This is a genomic window from Mesorhizobium sp. P3_B5 (assembly GCF_056402815.1).
This window is the reverse complement of record NZ_JBFUGR010000007.1, coordinates 270593-291595: the sequence shown is the minus strand read 5'-3', so window position 1 is coordinate 291595 and position 21003 is coordinate 270593. Positions and strand designations below refer to the sequence as shown.

23 protein-coding genes are annotated in these 21003 nt (G+C 63.7%); 6 read left to right on the top strand and 17 right to left on the bottom strand.

Annotation, left to right across the window (positions count from 1 at the left end; all coding sequences use genetic code 11):
* Nucleotides 1-8: 8 nt before the first annotated feature.
* From AC1DVW_RS20175 to AC1DVW_RS20145, 7 genes are all read right to left on the bottom strand, one after another.
* Complete coding sequence (locus AC1DVW_RS20175; RefSeq protein WP_477325331.1) at nt 9-365, bottom strand: MmcQ/YjbR family DNA-binding protein; 357 nt, start codon at nt 363-365, stop codon at nt 9-11.
* Nucleotides 366-400: 35 nt separating this feature from the next.
* A complete protein-coding gene (clpB, locus tag AC1DVW_RS20170) occupies nt 401-3007 on the bottom strand; it encodes an ATP-dependent chaperone ClpB (RefSeq protein WP_477325329.1) in 2607 nt (868 codons plus the stop codon).
* A gap of 224 nt (nt 3008-3231) precedes the next feature.
* Nucleotides 3232-4242 (bottom strand): DUF4167 domain-containing protein, encoded by a 1011-nt coding sequence (locus AC1DVW_RS20165; RefSeq protein WP_477325327.1) that lies wholly within the window; start codon nt 4240-4242, stop codon nt 3232-3234.
* A 313-nt stretch (nt 4243-4555) separates the two neighbouring features.
* The gene (prmC, locus tag AC1DVW_RS20160; protein ID WP_477325325.1) at nt 4556-5425 is read right to left on the bottom strand and encodes a peptide chain release factor N(5)-glutamine methyltransferase; all 870 of its coding nucleotides are present in this window, start codon (nt 5423-5425) and stop codon (nt 4556-4558) included.
* Entirely contained in the window at nt 5418-6497 is a 1080-nt protein-coding gene (gene prfA / locus AC1DVW_RS20155) for a peptide chain release factor 1 (protein WP_477250056.1), read from the bottom strand. Before prfA ends, prmC begins: the two co-directional genes overlap by 8 nt.
* A 9-nt stretch (nt 6498-6506) precedes the next feature.
* Nucleotides 6507-8777, bottom strand: coding sequence for a phosphoenolpyruvate--protein phosphotransferase (ptsP, locus tag AC1DVW_RS20150; protein WP_477250054.1), 2271 nt, complete (start codon nt 8775-8777; stop codon nt 6507-6509).
* An 81-nt stretch (nt 8778-8858) separates the two neighbouring features.
* Nucleotides 8859-10112, bottom strand: coding sequence for an aspartate kinase (locus AC1DVW_RS20145; RefSeq protein ID WP_477250053.1), 1254 nt, complete (start codon nt 10110-10112; stop codon nt 8859-8861).
* An 80-nt stretch (nt 10113-10192) separates the two neighbouring features.
* On the opposite strand from AC1DVW_RS20145, the gene AC1DVW_RS20140 reads away from it, so the two are divergent.
* The 3 genes from AC1DVW_RS20140 (at nt 10193) to AC1DVW_RS20130 (ending at nt 11590) form a co-directional block, all read left to right on the top strand.
* Nucleotides 10193-10378: a hypothetical protein gene (locus tag AC1DVW_RS20140; protein WP_477325323.1), complete on the top strand. Its 186-nt coding sequence runs from the start codon at nt 10193-10195 to the stop codon at nt 10376-10378.
* A 95-nt stretch (nt 10379-10473) separates the two neighbouring features.
* Nucleotides 10474-11223: a bifunctional 2-polyprenyl-6-hydroxyphenol methylase/3-demethylubiquinol 3-O-methyltransferase UbiG gene (gene ubiG, locus AC1DVW_RS20135; protein WP_477325321.1), complete on the top strand. Its 750-nt coding sequence runs from the start codon at nt 10474-10476 to the stop codon at nt 11221-11223.
* A 25-nt stretch (nt 11224-11248) separates the two neighbouring features.
* Entirely contained in the window at nt 11249-11590 is a 342-nt protein-coding gene (locus tag AC1DVW_RS20130) for an MmcQ/YjbR family DNA-binding protein (RefSeq protein WP_477271083.1), read from the top strand.
* A 15-nt stretch (nt 11591-11605) separates the two neighbouring features.
* On the opposite strand, the gene AC1DVW_RS20125 is transcribed toward AC1DVW_RS20130, so the two are convergent.
* A complete protein-coding gene (locus AC1DVW_RS20125; RefSeq protein ID WP_477325319.1) occupies nt 11606-12496 on the bottom strand; it encodes a DMT family transporter in 891 nt (296 codons plus the stop codon).
* A gap of 101 nt (nt 12497-12597) precedes the next feature.
* Between AC1DVW_RS20125 and AC1DVW_RS20120 the strand changes: the two genes are divergently transcribed.
* Complete coding sequence (locus tag AC1DVW_RS20120) at nt 12598-13083, top strand: MarR family winged helix-turn-helix transcriptional regulator (protein WP_477325317.1); 486 nt, start codon at nt 12598-12600, stop codon at nt 13081-13083.
* Between the two features lie 4 nt (nt 13084-13087).
* On the opposite strand, the gene AC1DVW_RS20115 is transcribed toward AC1DVW_RS20120, so the two are convergent.
* The 4 genes from AC1DVW_RS20115 to AC1DVW_RS20100 are packed head-to-tail and all read right to left on the bottom strand — an operon-like array spanning nt 13088 to nt 15477.
* Nucleotides 13088-13513 carry a DUF1178 family protein gene (locus AC1DVW_RS20115; protein WP_477250046.1) on the bottom strand — a complete coding sequence of 142 codons (426 nt, stop codon included), beginning with the start codon at nt 13511-13513 and terminating at the stop codon, nt 13088-13090.
* A complete protein-coding gene (locus AC1DVW_RS20110) occupies nt 13510-14376 on the bottom strand; it encodes a carbon-nitrogen hydrolase family protein (RefSeq protein ID WP_477325315.1) in 867 nt (288 codons plus the stop codon). The genes AC1DVW_RS20115 and AC1DVW_RS20110 overlap by 4 nt, the downstream gene beginning before the upstream one ends.
* A gap of 10 nt (nt 14377-14386) precedes the next feature.
* Nucleotides 14387-14656 carry a glutaredoxin 3 gene (grxC, locus tag AC1DVW_RS20105; protein ID WP_477271074.1) on the bottom strand — a complete coding sequence of 90 codons (270 nt, stop codon included), beginning with the start codon at nt 14654-14656 and terminating at the stop codon, nt 14387-14389.
* Nucleotides 14657-14691: 35 nt separating this feature from the next.
* On the bottom strand, nt 14692-15477 hold the full coding sequence (locus AC1DVW_RS20100; protein WP_477325313.1) for a ComF family protein: 786 nt from the start codon (nt 15475-15477) through the stop codon (nt 14692-14694).
* Between the two features lie 63 nt (nt 15478-15540).
* On the opposite strand from AC1DVW_RS20100, the gene AC1DVW_RS20095 reads away from it, so the two are divergent.
* Nucleotides 15541-16413: a methyltransferase domain-containing protein gene (locus AC1DVW_RS20095; RefSeq protein WP_477325311.1), complete on the top strand. Its 873-nt coding sequence runs from the start codon at nt 15541-15543 to the stop codon at nt 16411-16413.
* Between the two features lie 6 nt (nt 16414-16419).
* Here AC1DVW_RS20095 and AC1DVW_RS20090 read toward each other — a convergent pair whose 3' ends face one another.
* The 5 genes from AC1DVW_RS20090 to argJ form a co-directional block, all read right to left on the bottom strand.
* Complete coding sequence (locus AC1DVW_RS20090; protein ID WP_477271068.1) at nt 16420-16602, bottom strand: Flp family type IVb pilin; 183 nt, start codon at nt 16600-16602, stop codon at nt 16420-16422.
* A gap of 128 nt (nt 16603-16730) precedes the next feature.
* On the bottom strand, nt 16731-17042 hold the full coding sequence (locus AC1DVW_RS20085; RefSeq protein WP_477271066.1) for a hypothetical protein: 312 nt from the start codon (nt 17040-17042) through the stop codon (nt 16731-16733).
* A gap of 112 nt (nt 17043-17154) precedes the next feature.
* A complete protein-coding gene (locus AC1DVW_RS20080; RefSeq protein WP_477325309.1) occupies nt 17155-17577 on the bottom strand; it encodes a (deoxy)nucleoside triphosphate pyrophosphohydrolase in 423 nt (140 codons plus the stop codon).
* The gene (locus tag AC1DVW_RS20075; protein WP_477318243.1) at nt 17574-18353 is read right to left on the bottom strand and encodes a GNAT family N-acetyltransferase; all 780 of its coding nucleotides are present in this window, start codon (nt 18351-18353) and stop codon (nt 17574-17576) included. The genes AC1DVW_RS20080 and AC1DVW_RS20075 overlap by 4 nt, the downstream gene beginning before the upstream one ends.
* The gene (gene argJ / locus AC1DVW_RS20070; protein ID WP_477325308.1) at nt 18353-19594 is read right to left on the bottom strand and encodes a bifunctional glutamate N-acetyltransferase/amino-acid acetyltransferase ArgJ; all 1242 of its coding nucleotides are present in this window, start codon (nt 19592-19594) and stop codon (nt 18353-18355) included. The genes AC1DVW_RS20075 and argJ overlap by 1 nt, the downstream gene beginning before the upstream one ends.
* Nucleotides 19595-19709: 115 nt before the next feature.
* On the opposite strand from argJ, the gene AC1DVW_RS20065 reads away from it, so the two are divergent.
* The gene (locus tag AC1DVW_RS20065; protein ID WP_477325306.1) at nt 19710-20990 is read left to right on the top strand and encodes a caspase family protein; all 1281 of its coding nucleotides are present in this window, start codon (nt 19710-19712) and stop codon (nt 20988-20990) included.
* The last annotated feature ends 13 nt before the right edge of the window (nt 20991-21003 follow it).

Sequence of the window (21003 nt, the reverse complement as noted above, 5' to 3'; positions counted from 1 at the left end):
TCCGGCGGTTACAGGCCTAATTCCACGCGCGCCTGCTTCGTCAACTTCAACACGACAAGGCGATGGCTTTCGCGCAGATAGTCTTTCAGCGCATCATCATCCATGCTCTGGCTTGTCTGACGCTGGATCCATTTCATGCCGCGCGACGCAAGATAGGGCGCCGGCCGCAAGCCCGGCTGCTCCTTCAGTATGTCATAGGCAATCTCGGAACATTTGAAGGTGACGAAGGGTTCTCTCCCCTCGTCCCAGCCGCCAATGGCAAAAACCTTGGCTCCGACCTTCCAGACATGAGCGCCGCCCCACTGCACGACATGGTGTGTCGAAGGCAGCGAGGCGCAGAAGCCGTTGTAGTCGTCCAGCGTCATCCGCGCCCCGCCATTTTATGAAAGGCAGCCTGGGTTCAGGCTGCCGCCTCGGTCGCCACCACCGTTGGCTTCGACCGAAAATTCAGCCGATCGGAGCCGGCGGTGACCTTGACGGTCGAACCGTCGAGGATCTCGCCGAGGAGGATCTTCTCCGCCAGCGGGTCCTGCAGTTCCTTCTGCATCACCCGCTTCAGCGGCCGCGCGCCATAGGCCGGGTCGTAGCCCTTGGCCGCCAGCCAGTCGATCGCCTCCTGATCGAGCGACAGCGTAATCTTGCGCTCGACGAGCAGGCTTTCCAGCCGCTTGAGCTGGATCTCGACGATGCGGCCCATATCCTGCCGGCGCAGCCGGTGGAACAGGATCACCTCGTCGACGCGGTTGAGGAACTCCGGCCTGAACGACGCCTTGACGACATTCATCACCTCGTCGCGCACGACGTCGACATCCTGGTCTTCATTCAGATTGACCAGGTATTCGGCACCGAGATTCGACGTCATGATGATCAGCACGTTGCGGAAGTCGACGGTGCGGCCCTGTCCGTCGGTCAGGCGGCCGTCATCGAGCACCTGCAGCAGCACGTTGAACACATCCGGATGCGCCTTCTCGATCTCGTCGAACAGCACGACCTGATAGGGCCTGCGCCGCACCGCTTCGGTCAGCGCGCCGCCTTCCTCATAGCCGACATAGCCGGGAGGAGCGCCGATCAGCCGGGACACCGAGTGCTTTTCCATGAACTCCGACATGTCGATGCGCACCATGGCGCCTTCGTCGTCGAACAGGAAATTGGCCAGCGCCTTGGTCAGTTCGGTCTTGCCGACGCCTGTCGGCCCGAGGAACATGAACGAGCCGATCGGCCGGTTCGGATCCTGCAGGCCCGCACGCGCACGCCGCACCGCCTTGGACACCGCCTGCACCGCTTCGCCCTGGCCAATGACGCGCTTGCCGATCTCGTCTTCCATGCGCAACAGCTTGTCGCGCTCGCCTTGCAGCATCTTGTCGACCGGAATGCCGGTCCAGCGCGACACGATATGGGCGACGTGGTCGGGCGTGACCACTTCCTCGACCATGCCGACCTTGCCGTCCTGGGCTTCGGCCTGCTTCAGCTGCTTTTCCAGTTCCGGAATGCGGCCATAGGCAAGCTCGCCGGCGCGCTGGAATTCACCCTTGCGCTGGGCAATGGCRAGSTCGTTGCGGGCCTCGTCGAGCTSCTTCTTSARRTCGGCGGCRAGCCCGAGCTTCTGCTTYTCGGCCTGCCACTTSGTGGTGATCTCGGTCGATTCTTCCTCGAGGCCGGAGAGTTCCTTTTCGAGGCGGGCGAGCCGGTCCTTCGACGCGTCGTCCTTCTCGACCTTGAGCGCCTCACGCTCGATCTTGAGCTGCATGATGCGGCGATCGATCTCGTCCAGCGCCTCGGGCTTCGAATCGACTTGCATCCGCAGCCGCGACGCGGCTTCGTCGACAAGGTCGATCGCCTTGTCCGGCAGGAAACGGTCGGCGATGTAGCGGTTGGACAGTGTTGCCGCCGCAACCAGTGCCGAATCCGAGATGCGCACCTTGTGGTGCTGCTCGTACTTTTCCTTCAGGCCGCGCAGGATCGACACCGTGTCTTCCACCGTCGGTTCGTCTACGAACACCGGCTGGAAGCGGCGAGCAAGCGCTGCGTCCTTCTCGACATGCTTCCTGTATTCGTCGAGCGTGGTCGCACCGACGCAATGCAGTTCGCCGCGCGCCAACGCCGGCTTCAAAAGGTTCGACGCGTCCATGGCGCCATCCGCCTTGCCGGCACCGACCAGCGTATGCATCTCATCGATGAACAGAATGATGTTGCCGTTGGCGGAAGTGACTTCGGACAGCACAGCCTTAAGCCGCTCTTCGAACTCGCCGCGATATTTGGCGCCGGCGATCAGCGCGCCAAGATCAAGCGACATCAACTGCTTGTCCTTGAGCGATTCCGGCACGTCGCCATTGACGATGCGCAGCGCCAGCCCTTCGGCAATCGCCGTCTTGCCGACGCCGGGTTCGCCGATCAGCACCGGATTGTTCTTGGTGCGGCGCGACAGCACCTGGATGGTGCGGCGGATCTCGTCGTCACGGCCGATGACCGGGTCGAGCTTGCCAGCGCGGGCATCCGCGGTGAGGTCGCGCGCATACTTCTTCAGCGCGTCATAGCCCTGCTCCGCGCTCGCCGAATCGGCGGTGCGGCCCTTGCGGACATCGTTGATCACCTGGTTGAGCGTCTGCGCGGTGACGCCGGCCTTGGCCAGTATGTCGGCGGTCTTGGCCGACTTCTCCATGGCAAGCGCCTGCAACAGCCGTTCGACGGTAACGAAGCTGTCGCCAGCCTTCTTGGCCAGTTCCTCGGCGGTCGAAAACACTTTGGCCAGCGGCTGCGCCAGATAGAGCTGGCCATTGCCGCCTTCCACCTTGGGCATCGCCTCGAGTGCCGTCTCGACGCCGAGCTTGACGTCGCGGACGTTGCCGCCGGCGCGCTCGATGAGCGATGCCGCCAGCCCCTCATCGTCGTCGACGAGGACTTTGAGCATATGCTCTGGGGTGAATTGCTGGTGATTGCGCGAAAGCGCCATGGTCTGCGCGGACTGGATGAAGCCGCGAACGCGCTCGGAGTATTTTTCAAGGTTCATATCTGTCTCCTTCCATCACCGGCCCGCTTTGCGGCACCGGATCAGATTGCGGTGACGGACCCGCTCGTTCGAGCCGGGTCCTGTTCACGCGAGATATGGTGTATAGGCTACGGTCTCTCAAGACGCCTTGATATCGGTCAACGCACAATATTCCACAGGCCGGCAAAACAAAAACGGCGGAGATTTCTCCCCGCCGTCTAGCGCTATCCGAAAGCCTTGATTGATCAGTTGTCGACGACGACAGCGGCCGGTTCGCCACCATTGTCTTCAGCCGGCGCCGTATCCGCGTCTGCTGCTGCAGTGTCATTGCCGCCATCCACCTGGTCGGCGTTTAGGCGCGGACGGCGCGGACGCTTCGGCCGGCGTGCAGCGCCGCTTTCAGCGGCGGCTTCGTTGAGTTCAGCCTGAGCGGCAAGAGCCGCCGGCGAAAAACTATCAAACATTGGTACGGGCTCGGCCACGAAAACAGGTTCGGCCTGGGACACGAAACTCGCTTCGGTCCGGGGCACGAAACCCGTTTCGGTCTGAGGCACGAAGCCGGTGTCGGCCTGCGAAACGGTTTCCGCCTGCACAGGCGTTTCATTGGGTCGGCTCTGGTCGAAGCGTTGACCACCCTGCTCATTGCGCGGATTGTCGCCACGTTGGCCGTTCTGGCCATAGCCACCACCGGGACGGCGGTCGCGATGGCGCCCGCCATTGTTGTCTCGGCCACTATTGTCGCGGCCATTGTTGTCGCGATTGTTGCGATTGTCGCGGCTGTTTTCCTGGTTGAACGCCAGCTCGGCCGGCGGGCCCTCGATGACCGGCTGCGGACCGGCACCGTGATTGACCACCGGAGCCTGTGTCTCATTGCCGTTGTTGTTGCCGGAATTGTCGAAATCGTCGCGATCGTCGTCGCCGTCATCGTCAAAATCGTCGCGGTTCTGCTGCGCGTTCTGGATCGGCAACTGCGCCTGTGCGGCGGCGATGATGCGGTTGTAGTGCTCGGCATGCTGGAGATAGTTTTCCGCCATGACCCGATCGCCGGAGCTCTGCGCGTCACGGGCAAGGGTGGCGTATTTTTCGGCGATCTGCTGAGCCGATCCACGGATCTTCACGTCCGGGCCGTTGCTCTCGTAGTTGCGCGTCAGGGGATTTGGCCCCTTGCGGTTGTTGTTGTTGTTATTGTTGTTGCCACCGCCGCCGCCATTGTTGTTGCGACCGCGCATGCGCCTGTTCTGCTGTTGTGGCCTCATTCGACTCTCTTCATTTTGAAATTTTCGAAAAACTCTTCACGAACGGAGGCGCTCATGCAGCCAGCCGTTTCGTTTCTTCACCGGCGTTCGCCCGCATCAATTGCGTTGGCGCCACGTGTCATCCTGTTCCGGTTACATCACTTGCCGGACGATTCCCGCACGAAGCTTGGGCGTCGTTTGCGCAAGAAGGCAGCTATTTCCAAGGAAAACCGAATCGCTAAGAGCACTGCCTGCTTCGTCTCATCCGGTTATGGCGACCCTAGCCGCATTCCCCGGCATTGCCAAGCGCTTTTTTCGCACTGCATCAAGGCATTCACAGTTCAAAGATCAAAACCCTGTCGTTACCACCAAGATCGCGGAACGCCCCGGCCAGCACATAGCCGGCCGATGCGAATATATCTGTAACCTCTTGGCGCTGCGTATGGCCGATCTCGACCGCTATCCTGCCTTCAGCTTCCAGAAACCTTGCCGCCTCGGCAGCGATGATCCTGTAGGGGCCAAGACCGTCCGCGCCGCCATCAAGGGCCTTGTGCGGGTCGAAATCGCGGACTGCATCCTGCAGATTTCCAATGTCTTGAGACGGTATATAGGGAGGGTTTGCGGCAATTACATGGTATCGGCCGCAAACTTTTTCGAACCAGTTGGAGTGGAGCGCCTCGAACCGGCCGCCAAGACCCAGATCCCACGCATTGCGCATGGCGGTTTCCAGCGCGCCCTCTGAAACATCGACGCCGGTGGCGATGGCGGCCGGTACGGCGCTGAGTAGTGCCAGAGCAATGGCGCCGGTGCCGGTGCCAAGATCGAGGATGCGGCATCCGCCTTGCTGCTCCGCTGTCGTCTTGACCAAGGGCAGGATCGCCTCGACCAGCGTTTCGGTATCCGGCCGCGGCTCCAGCGTGTCCGGCGACAGTGACAGCCGCAAGCCGTAGAACTCGCGAAACCCGAGGATGCGGTGCACCGGCTCGCCCAGGATACGCCGGCGCAAGGCGGCATCAATCGCGGCGACCATGCCGGCATCGACCGCCTGCTCTGGATTTGCGATAGCCTGCGTGCGGCTCGTGCCGGAAAAATGCTCGACGATCAGCCTGGCATCGAGCGCCGGATCGGCGACACCGGCCAGCGCAAGTCGTTCCCGCGCCGCCTTGAGCAGCAGCCCGAGCTTGCCGGGCAAGATATCAGCCATCGACGCCCATATCGGCGAGCAGCTTCGACTGATGATCGGCAAGCAGCGCGTCGATGATCTCGTCGAGTTCGCCCATCATCACCCGCTCCAGCTTGTAGAGCGTCAGATTGATGCGATGGTCGGTGACGCGGCCTTGCGGGAAATTGTAGGTGCGGATGCGCTCCGAGCGGTCGCCCGAACCGACCTGCGACTTGCGCGATTCCGAGCGCTCCTCATCGGCCTTGCCGCGTTCGAGGTCATAGAGCCGCGCACGCAGGATCTGCATGGCTTTCGCCCGGTTCTGGTGCTGCGACTTTTCCGCCTGCACCACCATGATGCCGGTTGGCAGATGGGTGATGCGCACCGCCGAATCGGTGGTGTTGACGTGCTGGCCGCCGGAACCCGAAGCGCGCATCGTATCGATTCGGATGTCTTCGGCCTTGATGTCAATGTCGACCTCTTCGGCCTCGGGTAGCACCGCGACCGTCGCCGCCGAAGTGTGGATGCGCCCGCTGGCCTCGGTCGCCGGCACGCGCTGCACGCGGTGCACGCCGGATTCGAACTTCAGATGGGCAAAGACGCCCTTGCCCGACACAGTGGCGATGATTTCCTTGAAGCCGCCGGCATCGCCGTCGCTGGCCGATGCCGCCTCGAAACGCCAGCCGCGTGCCGCCGCATAGCGCTCATACATGCGAAACAGGTCGCCGGCGAACAGTGCCGCCTCGTCGCCGCCGGTACCGGCGCGGATTTCCAAAATGGCGTTCTTGTCGTCGGCGGCATCCCTGGGCAGAAGCAGGATCTGGATGTCCTGCTGCAGCGCCTCGATGCGCTCCTTGACCGCTGGCAGATCGGCCTCGGCCAGTGCTCGCATCTCGGCGTCGGTGCCCTTGTCGGCGAGCATCGCCTCCAGATCGGCCTGCTCATGCTCGGCCGAGCGCAGCGACCGGACCTTGGCCACCATGTCCTGGATCTCTGCGTATTCCGACGCCATTTTCACATAGGCGTCGGCAGCCGGCCCGGCCGACATCTGCGCTTCGAGCATCTCGAAACGCTTGACGACTTGATCCATACGGTCGCGGGGCAGGTTGATCATGGCGAGATGCTATAGCGGAATCGAGCGGTCGTCGGCAAAGGCCTGCAGCAGCGCCCGCATCGGCAATCCTTGCGGCGGGGCCATCAGATTGTCGTCGAAGAAGGCTTGCAATTCGTCCAGCGGCAGTTCGGTCAGCATCGCCTTGACCGGACCGATCGAGGCCGGCGACATCGAAATCGAGCGATAGCCGAGGCCGATCAGCGCCATAGCGGATATGGGTTTTCCGGCGAGCTCGCCGCACAAGGTCACCGGCGTGTTGTTGCGAACCCCGGCATCGGCGATCTGCTTCAAAACCCGCAGAAACGGCGTCGACAGCGTATCGAAGCGGTCGGAGAGCTGCGTGTTGCCGCGATCGACCGCCATGACAAACTGGAACAGATCGTTCGAGCCGACCGAGACGAAATCGACCGCCTTCATCAATTCGTCGAGCTGGAACAGCAGCGACGGCACTTCCAGCATGGCGCCGAGCTTGAGGCTGGTCGGCAGATGGTGGGCAAAGCGGGAGAGATGCCGCACCTCGCGGTCGATGATCTCGCGCGCTTGCGCGATCTCGCCAAGTTCGGTCACCATCGGCAGCATCAGCTTCAATTCGCGGCCGCCGCACGCCTTCAGCAAAGCACGGATCTGGGTTCTGAGCAGGCCCGGCCGGTCGAGCGTCAGCCTGATGGCGCGCCAGCCAAGCGCCGGGTTTTCTTCCTGGATCGCGCCCTTGAAGTAAGGCAGCACCTTGTCGCCGCCGATATCGATGGTGCGAAAGGTAACCGGCTTGCCGCGCGCCGCTTCGAGCACATCGCGGTAGAGTCGCTCCTGGGCTTCGGCGCGCGGAAAGGTCGAGGCGACCATGAATTGCAGTTCGGTGCGGAACAGGCCAATGCCGGCGGCACCTGCTTCGGCCAGCTGCGGCAGGTCAACGGCGAGACCCGCATTCATCAACAGGTCGACCTGCACGCCGTCCTTGGTCACCGACGGCTTCTTGCGCAGTTCGCGGTAGACCTCCTGCCGCCGCGCCCGGAAGCGGACCTTTTCGGCATAGGCGGCTTCGAGGTCGGGCTGCGGGCGCAGATGGATGGTGCCTTCCTCGCCGTCGACGATGATGGCATCGCCGTTTTCCGCCATGGAAACGGCGCCCTTCATCTGGCCGGCGACGGGGATGCCCATGGCGCGCGCCACGATGACGACGTGGCTGGTCGCAGCGCCATCCTCAAGCACCACGCCGCGCAGCTTGTCCCTGGGATAGTCGAGCAGTTCGGCGGCGCCCATCGAGCGGGCGACGATGATGGCGTCCTTCGGCAGCGAGGCCGCGACATCGTCCGGTCCGCGGCCCATCAACTGGCGCAGCAGCCGGTTGGCGAGATCGTCGAAGTCGCTCATGCGCTCGCGCAGATAGGGATCGGTCATGTGCAGCATGCGGGCGCGCATGTCGCTTTGCACTTTTTCGACGGCGGCTTCCGCCGTCAGGCCGTTGCGGATCGCCTCTTCCAGCCGGCGCACCCAGCCACGGTCGTTGGCGAACATGCGATAGGCTTCGAGCACCTCGCGATGCTCACCCTCGAAGGCGACGTCGCGGCGCTCCAGCATGTCATCGATGGAAAGCCTGAGCGAACCAAGCGACGTCTCGAGCCGGCGGACCTCTTCCTCGCTGTCCTCGTTGAACAGATTGGTGACGACGATACGCGGCTCGTGCAGCACGACATGGCCAAGCCCGACGCCGTCATTGAAGGACAGGCCGGTGAAACTCACCGGACGGCGCAGATCGAGTTCCAGCCCGGGCCGGGTCAGCCGGGCGAGGTCGCCGGTGGCGATCATCTCGGCGATCACCATCGCCGTCGTTTCCAGCGCCTCGACCTCGTCGTCGCGGTAGTGGCGCATGGTCTTGTTCTGCACCACCAGCACGCCCAAGGTCCGCCCTGCCCTCAGCACCGGCACGCCGAGGAAGGAATTGTAGATCTCTTCCCCGGTCTCGGGCAGGTAGGCGAAGGCCGGATGTTCCTGCGCGTTGGAAAGGTTGAGAGGCCGCGCACTGGCCGCAATCGTACCCACCAGACCTTGCCCGAGCCGCAACTGCGCCAAATGGACGGCGTTCGGGTTCAGACCTTCGGTGGCATAGAGTTCCAGCACCGAATCGGAGCGCAGCACATAGAGCGAGCAGACTTCGGCGACCATGTTGGAGGCGATGTCGCGCACGATCCGGTCGAGCCGCTCCTGCGGCTCCAGCGGCTCCTGCATGAGCTCGCGGAGCCGTTTCAGCAAAACGCGCGGGCCACTGGCCGTATCACGCATCGCGGCTTGTTCTCCAATGGCTTCTTGGCCAGCGCAGCTTCCTCGCGCACTGGCACAAACGCAACAACCGACTCTGTCTCGTTACTGCTTATCCAGACCGTAGACGGAATGCAAAGTGCGAACCGCAAGTTCGGTATAGGGACCGTCAATCAGGATCGAAATCTTGATTTCGGAGGTGGTGATGGCGCGGATGTTGATCGACTTGTCGGCCAACGCCTTGAAGGCGGTGGCAGCGACGCCGGCATGGCTGCGCATGCCGATGCCGATGACCGAGACCTTCGACATGCCAGCTTCCGACTGCACGACATCGTAGCCGATCGTGGCCTTCAGGCGTTCGAGCACGGCAAGCGCCTTGTCGACATCGCCGGACGGCACGGTGAAGGTCATGTCGGTAAATTTGCCATCCTCGGATATGTTCTGGACGATCATGTCGACATTGATGTTGGCCTCGGCCAGCGGCCCGAAGATGCCGGCGGCAACGCCCGGGCGATCACCGACACGGCGCAGTGAGATCTGCGCCTCGTCCTTGGCGTAGGCAATTCCGGTGACGACCTGCTGTTCCACGATCTCTTCCTCGTCGCAAATGAGCGTTCCCGGCGGATTGAGCAAATCCCCCATTCCGGGCGCATCGGGATCGTCGAAGGACGACCGCACGAAAGTACGCACCCTGTGCACCATGGCAAGCTCGACCGAGCGCACCTGCAGCACCTTGGCGCCGAGCGAGGCCATTTCGAGCATTTCCTCGAACGAAATCTTGGCCAGCCGCCGGGCCTTCGGCTCGATGCGCGGATCGGTCGTATAGACCCCGTCGACATCGGTGTAGATGTCGCAGCGGTCGGCCTTGACCGCCGCCGCAATCGCCACCGCACTGGTGTCGGAGCCACCGCGGCCGAGCGTCGCGATGCGGTTGTCGGGTCCAATGCCCTGGAACCCGGCGACCACGGCCACCTGGCCCTCGCCGAAACGCTTGATCAAAAACGCTCCGTCAATGTCGAGAATGCGCGCCGCGCCATGCGCGTTGTCGGTCTTGATCGGGATTTGCCAACCCTGCCAGGAACGGGCATGCACGCCCATGTTCTGCAGCGTGATCGCCAGCAGACCGGCGGTCACCTGCTCGCCGGAGGCGACGACGGCGTCATATTCGCGCGCATCGTGCATCGGCGAGGCTTCACGCGTCCAGCCGACCAGCTCGTTGGTCTTGCCGGCCATCGCCGAGACCACCACCGCCACCTCATGGCCGGCGTCGACCTCGCGTTTGACATGGCGCGCCACATTGCGGATGCGGGCGATGTCGGCGACGGAGGTTCCGCCGAATTTCATCACGATGCGCGCCATGGAAGCGAAATGCCTTTGACTGAATGCCGGACCGAAGGCCGAAAGCGGAAAGAACGCGCCCAGTCAGGCCGAGCCGCTGGATGCGCGGCCTCCTTAGCCAAAACAGGGACCATCCGCAAGGACTGTGGGAAACCCGGGAGAATCGCCCGTCCCTGGAGATGGGTTCACAATGCTTCACGATCGGCCATGATAACGACATTTTGATCCATCGCGGCAATGACACCTTCCGTCAGCAGTGGCTGGCGGCGAAAAAATTGTTGCCTTGACTTTCCCTCCCCTACGCCCGACTTCCTAGCGACCAGAGCGCGAGCCGGTTTGCGTCCGATCGCGCCTTATTTGTGAGTCCGCGGGAGACCAAGCGATGCCAGAGCCCCGACGATCGACGATCGATGCCGGAGAAGTGGAACGCTTCTCCGCTTTAGCCGCCGAATGGTGGAACCCCAACGGCAAGTTCCGCCCGCTGCACAAGTTCAATCCGGTCCGGCTATCCTATATCCGCGACCAGGTGGCGGCACGCTTCGGCCGCGACCCGCGCGCGGCGCGACCGTTCGAGGGCCTGCGCTTCCTCGACATCGGCTGCGGCGGCGGGCTGTTGTGCGAGCCGATGGCGCGGCTCGGCGCCGAWGTGGTCGGCGCCGACGCCTCGGTCACCAACATCGAAGTGGCCAAACTGCATGCGGCAGAGGCCGGCGTCAGCGTCGACTATCGCGCCACCACCGCCGAGGATCTGGCCGACGCCGGGGAAAAATTCGACGTCATCCTCAATATGGAAGTGGTCGAGCACGTCGCCGACATCGACCTGTTCGTCGGCAAGTGCGGCGAGATGGTCAGACCCGGCGGCATCATGTTCGTGGCCACCATCAACCGCACGCTGAAGGCGCTGGGCCTGGCCATCATCGGCGCCGAATATGTGCTGCGCTGGCTGCCGCGCGGCACCCACCAGTTCGGCAAGCTGGTGCGCCCGGAAGAGCTCGAAAAGGCGCTTGGCGGCGCCGGCCTGACCATCATCGACCGCACCGGCGTCGTCTACCATCCGCTCGCCGATCGCTGGCAGCGTTCGAAGGACATGGACGTCAACTACATGGTGCTGGCCGAAAAAGGCTCGGTCTGAGGGTTGATCTGGAGATTGTCAGGCCGTGGACACTGGCAGAGCCCGACAGCTGACGCTTGAACTTCCCGAAGCCGTCGAGAAATCGCATTTCGGCAAGGCCGACTTCCGGGTACGCAATCGCATCTTCATGTCGCTGCCCGAAAACGATCGCGCCGTGATCAAGCTCGACCGCGACCAGCAAGACATGATGACTGCAGCCGAACCGCTGATTTTCAAGCCTGTGCCGGGCGGCTGGGGACAAAAAGGCTGGACGTCGATCATGCTCGATGCCTGCGACGAGCTGACGTTCCGCAGCGCAGTGCGTATGTCCTGGCGAAATGTTGCGTCGCCAGCTCTCAGGAAAATCTTCGACGCAAGCCCGCGTTGATAGCGCCCCAGAAGTTCAGCCCTTCTGGCTTTGCGCCTTTGTGGTGAGGAACACGCCGGCGGTGATGATGACGGCGCCGGCCCAGGTCAGCAGTTGATAGTGCTCGCCGAGAAAGATCGTCCCGGCAAACAGCCCGACCGCCGCCGCCACATAGCCGATCTGGCTGAGATAGACCGGACCGCCGACCGCCTGCAACCGGAAGAAGAAGACGAACATAGCTGACGCCGATGCGACTTGGGCTGCGACCACCAGCGGCACGCCACCGAGCGGGCCGAACGCACTGCCACCCAGCAAAACCAGAATCCCCGTGAGCAGAATCGCGGCCGACGCCAGATGGCTGCCGACGGCAAGCTCGATCGGGCCGGTCCCCTCGGGCCAATCGACCGTGCGGTAGATGTTGCCGGCGGCCAGGCTGACCGGGATCAGCAGCCCCATCGCCACCCAGAAAAATTCGGCCGGCTGGCCGGCTTCGCCGCGTGTCACCGCCACCATGACGGCGCCGACGAAGCCGACGGCAATGCCGACGACACCCAGCATATTGGGGCGCCGGACACGCAGCAGGATCGAGAACACCAGCGTAATCACCGGCGACAGCGTGAACATGATGCCGGTGTAGCCGGCGCCAAGATGTGGGATGGCCGAAAACATCAACAGATTGGGGAAGGCGTAGGACACTGTCGCGGTGATGAAGAAGTAGCGCAATTTATGTGGGGTCAGCCGGATGCGCTGACCGCGCAACAGCAACGAGCACAACAGAACGCCGCCGGCGCCAAGCGAAATGACGAAGGCCCAGACCATGGCGGGAACGCCGGCCACTGTGGCCAGCTTGCCGAATGGCAATGTCAGGCCGAGCAGCCCGCCGGTGACGACCAGCAGGCCGAACGCCGAATCCCAGAGAAATTTCATCGGATGGCCCCGTTACTCACTTGCGGCACTTGGCCGGTGTTGTATCTTGAGATAAGATAGCGCAGAGATTCTTAACGTCAAGATATTTAACGGTGAGACAGATGGATCGCGCGGCAAAGGCGATCGAGCAGTGGAAACGGGAGCGGCCAGATCTGGACGTCTCGCCGATGGCGGTGCTTGGCCGATTGAACGAGGCGTCTTCACAGATCGCGCGCGAGCGCCTCGCCCCGCTGTTTGCCCGCTTCGGGCTGCAAGCCGGCGAATTCGACGTGCTCGCGACGCTGCGGCGCTCCGGATCGCCCTACGCGCTGACGCCGACCGCGCTCTATGAGGCGACGATGGTAACCTCGGGCGCCATGACCAACCGGCTCGACCGGCTGGAAAAGGTCGGGTTGACCTTGCGAGGCCCGCATCCCAGCGACCGGCGCGGCATTGTCGTGCGGCTGACCGAAAAGGGTCTTGCCTTGATCAATGAGGCCATCGCCGCCCACGTCGCCAACGAGCACGAAATCCTCGCCGGCCTGACGCAAACCGAGCGGGAGACGCTGGCTCAGCTGCTTGAGAAATTGATAGGCAGCGTGAGCTGACCGATCAGTTCCGGTCGTCGGGAAAACTCGGGATCGGCATGAATTCGACGCCGTCCTCGGCCAGGCTCTTGGCTTCATCCAGTGTCGCCTCGCCATAGATGCCGCGCGCATCGCTTTCGCCGAAATGGATCTTGCGCGCTTCCTCGGCAAACTTGTCACCGACATAGTCAGCGTTCTCGCGCACCTTCTCGGCCATCGCCTTCAATTGCGCCAATGCCTGCTTCTGCGCCTCGCCCATGGCCAGAGCGATCTTTTCCTGCTTGCGCCCGGTGGAAACGGCCGGCGCCATCAGTGCCTTGTCGACCTTGTGCGAACCGCAGGCCGGGCAATCGACGAAACCGCGCTTCTTTTGGCGGTCGAAATCGTCATTGCTGCGAAACCAGCCTTCGAATTCGTGCTCGTGCTCGCAGATCAGGGAAAAGCGGATCACGAGGCCGCCCCTCTCAGGCGCGGCGCTTCCACCGAGCCGGCATTGACGGCAAAGTCGCGGGCGTTCTTGAGATTGGGGATCTTCTTGCGCGCGGCCAGCGACTGCGCCGGATCGATCTCGGCGACGATCACCACCGGCTCATCATGCGCGGCCTCGGCGATGATGCGGCCCCACGGGTCGACGATCAGCGAATGGCCGTAGGTCTCGCGACCGTCTTCATGCACGCCGCCTTGCGCGGCAGCGACGACATAGGCGCCGTTCTCGATGGCCCGTGCCCGCAGAAGGACATGCCAGTGCGCTTCGCCGGTCTGGCGGGTGAAGGCGGCGGGCACCGAAAGCACATCGGCGCCGGCAAGCGCCTCGGCGCGGAACAATTGCGGAAAGCGCAGATCGTAGCAGACGGCAAAGCCAAGCCTGGCGCCGTCGATCTCGGTGACGACGGCCTCGGTGCCCGGCTCATAGGCGGCGGACTCGCGCCAGCTCTCGCCATTGTCGAGATCGACGTCGAACATGTGGATCTTGTCGTAGACCGCAAGCGTCGCGCCGTCCGGCCCGAACAAAAGCGCGCGGTTTGCCAGCTTGCCGTCGGCACGCAGGATGGCGGTCGAGCCGATATGCAGGAAGATGCCGAGCTCCTTGGCCAGCTTCCGCGACGTCGAGACGATGATGTCCTTGTCCTCGGAGGTGAAGGAAGCGGCACGCGCCTCCTTGTCGCGGATCAGCGCACCGGTCATTTCCGGTGTCTGGATGTAGGTCGCGCCCTGGCCTGCCGCGTCGCGCACCATTCGCTCCAGATCGACCGCGTTGCGCTCCGGGTTCTCGCCCGAACGCATCTGGATCGCCGCCGCCTTGAAAGCACCCATCGTCATGTCCCTACCTGGTCGAACCGTTGGCGAGCAGCTTGTCCAGCCGCCCCTGCGCCTCCAATGCGTGGAGCTCGTCGGAGCCGCCGACATGCGTGTCGCCGATGAAAATCTGCGGGAAGGTCGAGCGGCCTTGCGCGCGGGAAATCATTTCCTGGCGCAGTTCCGGCGAGAAGGAAGCGTCGTGCTCGGTGTAAGCGACGCCCTTGCGCTCGAGCAGCCGCTTGGCCGCTACGCAATAGCCGCACATCATCCTGGTGTAGATCGTCACATCGATCATCGGTCAGCAGTCCTGCCTTGTCTTGGCACTTTCCACTATATAGTCGCGGACTCGTCGGGCCGAAAGTCCCCCGGCAGCACACGCGCAAAGGTCAGCACGTCGACCGCGCCGGCGCCGCCCTTCTTCAGCGCCTTGGCGACCGCACGCACGGTGGCGCCGGTGGTGTAGACGTCGTCGATCAAAAGCACCCGGCGCCCGGCGATCTGGATTTCCGCCTCGCCAGGCACGCGGAAGGCGGCGCGCACATTATCCTCGCGCTCGTGCCGCTCCAGCCCGACCTGCTGGCGGGTGAGTTTGACGCGGCGGATTGCCGAGGGTGAAAACGGCAATCTGCTGAGCTGCGATACCGCCCTGGCCAGTTCGGCCGACTGGTTGAACTGGCGCCTGAAAAAGCGCCGCCAGTGCAGCGGCACCGGCACGACCATATCGGCGTCGGCGATCAGTTCGGACCCGGCGCGCAGCATCCAGCGCGCCATCCACGGCGCCAGATCGGTGCGATCCTGGTACTTCAGCCCTTGCACCATCTGGCGGGCGACACCTGAATAGGCGACGGCGGCCCGCGCCCGGTCGAAGGGCGGCGGATCGGCGATCGCTTCGGCCGACAGGAACCCTTCGCCCATATCGTGGGTGAACGGCGTGCCCATCACCGCGCACCATGGCCGCTCCAGAAGCCTGAGCTTCGGCCAGCAGGCGCCGCACAGCACGCCGGGTTGCGAGACATGGCGGCGGCAGCCGGCACAGACCGGCGGAAACAGGATGCGCGCCGGCCAGTCCAATGCCTTTCGAGCAATACTCTTGATCTCTGGCATGGGATCGGCCACGTGGTTGGTCTCCGTACCACTATAGCACCACATGATCGGTGCGGAAAAACAGGAACCCATCCGTTGCAGCCGATAATCGACACCCCGCTCTGGCTGGCGCGCAAGCGCCGGGCTTTGGCGCGCCCGGCGGGCGGCGCCGATTTTCTGATGCGCCGGGTGGCAGAAGACCTTGCCGATCGGCTGGGGGCGGTCGAGCGCCAATTCGCCAAGGCGGCAATACTGTTTTGCCAGACGCAGACAGCGACCGGCGTGGTCGCCGAGAGCGGCAAGGTGACGGATATCGTGCGCGTCGAGGCGGACCCGGCTTTCCTGGATGGCGGGCCAGGCCTGCTGGCGCCGCTGGAAACAGTGCCTTTCCCGGCGGAAAGCCTCGACCTCGTCGTCTCGCTCTTGTCGCTGCAGGCGATGAACGACATTCCCGGCATGCTGGTGCAGATCCGCCGCGCATTGCGTCCGGACGGGCTTTTCCTCGGCGCCTTTGCCGGCGCCGGCACGCTGTTCGAATTGCGTGAAAGCCTGCTCGCCGCGGAGACCGAGCTTTACGGCGGCGCCAGTCCGCGCGTCATTCCGTTCACCGATGTCCGTGACGCCGGCGCGCTTTTGCAACGCGCCGGCTTGGCGCTGCCGGTTACCGATGTCGAGACGGTGGCGGTGCGGTACGACAGCCTGTTTGGATTGCTCGCCGATCTCAGAGCCATGGGCGAAACCAGCTCGCTCGTCGACCGCAGCCGACGGCCGGGCACACGAAAACTGTTTGCGCGCGCCGCCGAAATCTACGCCGAGCGGTTTTCGGACGCCGATGGCCGCGTCAGGGCGAGTTTCTCGATCGTGTGGATGTCCGGCTGGGCGCCCGATGCCTCGCAACAAAAGCCGCTGAAGCCGGGCTCGGCGAAGCTGTCGTTGAAGACGATACTGGAAAATCCAGACCGACGCTGACGGAGTTCAGTTCCCAGCGAAGGCGTTGGCAAGCTTGCTGTTGGTGTCGCTGAACAGGAACTGGATCGCATTGCCGACCCTACCGACGCCGCCGACGATGACGAGCGACAATACAGCGACGATCAGGCCATATTCTATGGCCGTGGCGCCAGTTTCATCTTCCAGAAATCGTTGCAGTAGTGGTTTCATGATCGTCGATCCCTCTTGTCAGGAACCCTAACGCCGACCTGTTAAGAAAGGTTAACGGCACAAGCTTAACAGGCGGTGAAACAGGGCCTTCACCAGGGATGGCCCCAAGACTTTTTTGACTATGTTCTTCAGCAATCACCGCTGCGCTTGCCGTTTGCGCGGATCACGCAGATCGAACTGGGCAGCGGCTGCAGCACGCTTCTGCGCAGCGTATAGGTGTCGCGATGGCCGATCGAGCCGGTGCTCGTCATGTCGAGGCCACCAGCAAAACCGTCACGGTCGGATTGCGACCGCAGGCCGTCGAGGAAGGGGGTCGCGATCAAGGCCAGCGCTACAGCGGCTGAGCCGAACAGCAGCGTGACGCGCAAGATGCCCATGCCGGCATCAGCGGCGCGGCTGCGATCGGGCCGGATCGAGTCCCAGTCCTTGTCGAGGCTCATGCAATCGCTCCCCAGCGAATCAACGCGCGGCCAGACTTGGCCCTTCCCTCAATCTTTCACGGCAAGATAAAACTTCCATTAACGCTGCCTAAACCAAGGCAGTGGCCGCGGATCACAGCAGATCGATGAGGAACGGGATAAGCGGCGCGTCGGCCGGCGGCATCGGATAGTCGCGCATCTGCTTTGGCCGCACCCATTTCAGCACCTGCCCTTCCCTTGGCTGCGCAATGCCTCGGAAACGGCGGCAGACGAACAATGGCATCAGCAGATGAAAATCATCATAGGAATGGCTGGCGAAGGTCAGCGGTGCCAGGCACGGGATCTCGGTTTCGATGCCGATTTCCTCATGCAATTCGCGCACAAGGCATTGCTCCGGCGTCTCGCCGGGTTCGACCTTGCCGCCCGGGAACTCCCAAAGGCCGGCAAGTTGCTTGCCTTCGGGGCGCTGCGCCAGCAGCACGCGGCCATCGGTATCGACAAGCGCACAGGCGGCGACCAGCAGCAGGCGCTTGCCGGCAGGGTTCGCGCCGCTCATGCCCCGGGCGGCCGGCGATAGTGATAGCGATAGACTTCATTGAAGCCGAGCGAATGATAAAGCCCCAGCGCCGGCACATTGACCGCCTCGACCTGCAGCCAGGCTTCGCGGGCGCCACGCAGCCGCGCCCATTTCAGCGCCGACAGGATGAGGTGGCGGCCATGGCCGCGGTTGCGCACCGACCTGTCGGTGGCGATCTCGAACAATCCGGCGAGATCGCCGTCATGGACGCAGATCAGCGTCGCCAACGGCTCGGTCCCCTCTTCGAGCGCGAACAGCCCGGCCTCCGGCTGGATGGCGCCGATGATCTCCGACAGGCCTGGCCGCAGCGACACATCCGAACCGCTGACCTTGAGCGACGCGCCGATGAAGCGGCTGATGTCCTTCAACGGGATCTGGTCCATGGCGGCGTCGAGCTGCGCGTCCGCCAGCGGCAACCGCATCACCAGCGATTCGTCAAAGGTGCTCCAGCCTTCGCTGTCGAGATGGTTGGAAAGATCAGGTCCCGACAGCGGCGAGATGCGGAAGGTCAACGGCCTGCCATAGGCCTCGAAACGACGACTGGCGCGACCGATACGCTCGGCAATGTGCTGGATATCGCCGGGATCGAGCGGATTGACCGAGTTCAGCCGCTTGGCCGGATGGCCGGCCGTCAGCCGCACCACCCAGGTGCCGTCATAGTGGACAGCCGCTGCCGGCCAGGCGCGAAAGCCGGCCGCCTCGTAGCGGCGCACGGTCGCGAGCACGCTTGCCGGATGTCTGGGGACCACCACCATCAGCTCCGATAGTCGCCATTGATGGCGACATACTCCTTGGTGAGATCGCAGGTCCACACCGTCGCCTTGCCGCGGCCGATGCCGACATCGGCGCGGATGCGGATCTCGTCGCGCTTCATGTAGGCCGATGTCGCCGCTTCGGAATAGCCGGCGTCGCGCTCGCCCTCATGCGCCAGCCGGTTGTCGCCGAACCAGATCGACAGAAGGTCGCGGTCGGCGGGTTCGCCGGCCTTGCCGACGGCCATGACGACGCGACCCCAATTGGCGTCCTCGCCGGCGACCGCCGTCTTGACCAGCGGCGAGTTGGCGATGGACAGCGCGATACGCTTGGCCGAGCGGGCCGATTTCGCGCCGGTGACGGTGACTTCGACCTGCTTGCGGGCGCCCTCGCCGTCGCGCACCACCTGCAGCGCCAGCGATTTCAGCACCTTGCCCAGCGCCCGGCGGAACGCGCCGAGGCGGGCATCCCTGGGATCGCTGATCGCCGGCGCGCCACGCTTGCCGGCAGCGCCGGTGGCGAAGATCAGCAGGGTGTCGCTGGTCGAGGTGTCGCTGTCGACGGTGACCGCGTTGAAGGTCTTGGCCGTGCCGCGCGACAAAAGATCCTGCAGCACGGGTGCGGCGATCGGCGCATCGGTGGCGATGAAGGAGAGCATCGTCGCCATGTCGGGCGCGATCATGCCGGCGCCCTTGGCGATGCCGTTGATGGTGACGTCGGTGTCGCCAAGCTTGATCGTCGCGGTCGCCACTTTCGGATAGGTATCAGTGGTCATGATGGCTTTTGCCGCCTCGGTCCACTGGTCCGGCTTGCCGTCCTTGACCAGCCCGGCCAGCAGATGGCTGAACTTCGCCGTGTCGAGCGGCTCGCCGATGACACCGGTGGAAGCCAAAAACACCTCGCCCGGTGTGCAGCCCGCGGCCTTGCCCGCCGCTTCGCCGGTCAATGCCGTGGAGGCGCGGCCCTTCTTGCCGGTGAAGGCATTGGCGTTGCCGGAATTGACGACCAGCACGCGCGCCTTGCCGGCGGCAAGGTTCTGCCGGCAGAAATCGACCGGCGCCGACGGACATTTCGACTTGGTGAACACGCCGGCAACCGTGGTGCCGGCATCGAAGACCATGGCCAGCAGGTCGGTGCGGTTCTTGTACTTTATCCCCGCCTCGGCGGTGGCGATGCGCACGCCCTCGATGGCAGGCATTTTGGGATATTTCTTCGGCGCGAGCGGCGAAATCGTTGCGGACATGGAGACCTCGGGCGGCGGAAAAACGCTGGGGAAGGCCGGTTTGCCCGATACCACGGCCTGGCGCAAGGGCGTTTTCTCGCCTTTTCGGCGTGGGCCAAGCCACCTTGGATTAAGCTTGCATTTCAAATCCGTTGGCATCGGCGAGGCCTCTCGCGTTATGATCCCGGCCATGGGCAGGCTGGTGATCTTGGCGATGGCGTTTCTGGGGCTTCTGCTCCTAAGCGCCGATGCGCAGCCGGAAAAGCGCGTGGCGCTGGTCATCGGCAACGGCACCTATGCCGAGGCCGGCACCTTGACCAATCCGGTCAACGACGCGCTCGACATTGCCGGCAAGCTGCGCAGCATCGGTTTCGAGGTCATCGAAGGCAACGATCTCGGCAAGCGCGAGCTTGAACGCAAGATCGGCGAGTTTTCCGACGCGCTGGAAGGCGCCGGTGCCGGGCTTTTCTACTATGCCGGCCATGGCCTGCAGGTCGAAGGGCGCAACTACATCGTCCCGGTCGATGCCAGGCTCGACATGCCGGTCAAGCTGCAGCTCGAAGCCGTGCCGATCGACGAAGTTCTCGACATCATGGAACAGCAGACCAAAGTCAGCCTGGTATTTCTCGATGCCTGCCGCAACAATCCGTTTGCGCGCAGCCTGAGCCGGACCGCCACCACGCGATCGGCAACGGCTCTTGCCGGCCTGGCGCAGTTCGATTCGACGCGCGGCTCATTCATCGCCTTCTCGACCGCGCCCGGCGCCGTCGCCATGGACGGTACCGGGCGCAATTCGCCCTTTGCCGCGGCGCTTCTGCGGCACATCGCCGAACCCGGCCAAAGCATCAACGACATGATGATCGCGGTGCGCCGCGACGTGGTCTCCGAAACACGCGAGGGGCAGCGCCCCTGGGAGCAAGGCTCGCTGCTCGAACGCTTCGAATTCGTGCCCGGCGGAGAACCCGTCGCGGACATAAAGCCGGCTGTCGGCCCCGCGCCCGAAACAAAGGTTGCGGCGCTGGAGCGTTCCGTCGGCGACAAGGGCGCGATCGAGGCTTTCCTGCGCCAGGACTATCTGGCGCCGGACACGAAAGCGATGCGTGAAACTGTCAAGCGGCTTTACAGCCCGTCCGCCACCATCTTCGGCACCCGCTACGACACGGACGCCCTCATCAAGGTCAAGACCGACTGGTTCGCGCAATTTGCCTCATGGTCGTTCGATCTCGAGCCCGGCAGCCTTGAGGTGACGCCGCATGGCGAAGACAGCGCCGACGCGGTTTTCGCCATGGCTTACGATTATGTGCCGAAAGACAAAGCGGCAGCGCGGCTGACAGGCAAGGCGCGGGTGACGCTGGGTCTGGTCAAGGCCGATGGGCAATGGCGCATCGCATCGGAAACATCCGAAGCGATGAAATAAGCGCAGCCTCAGG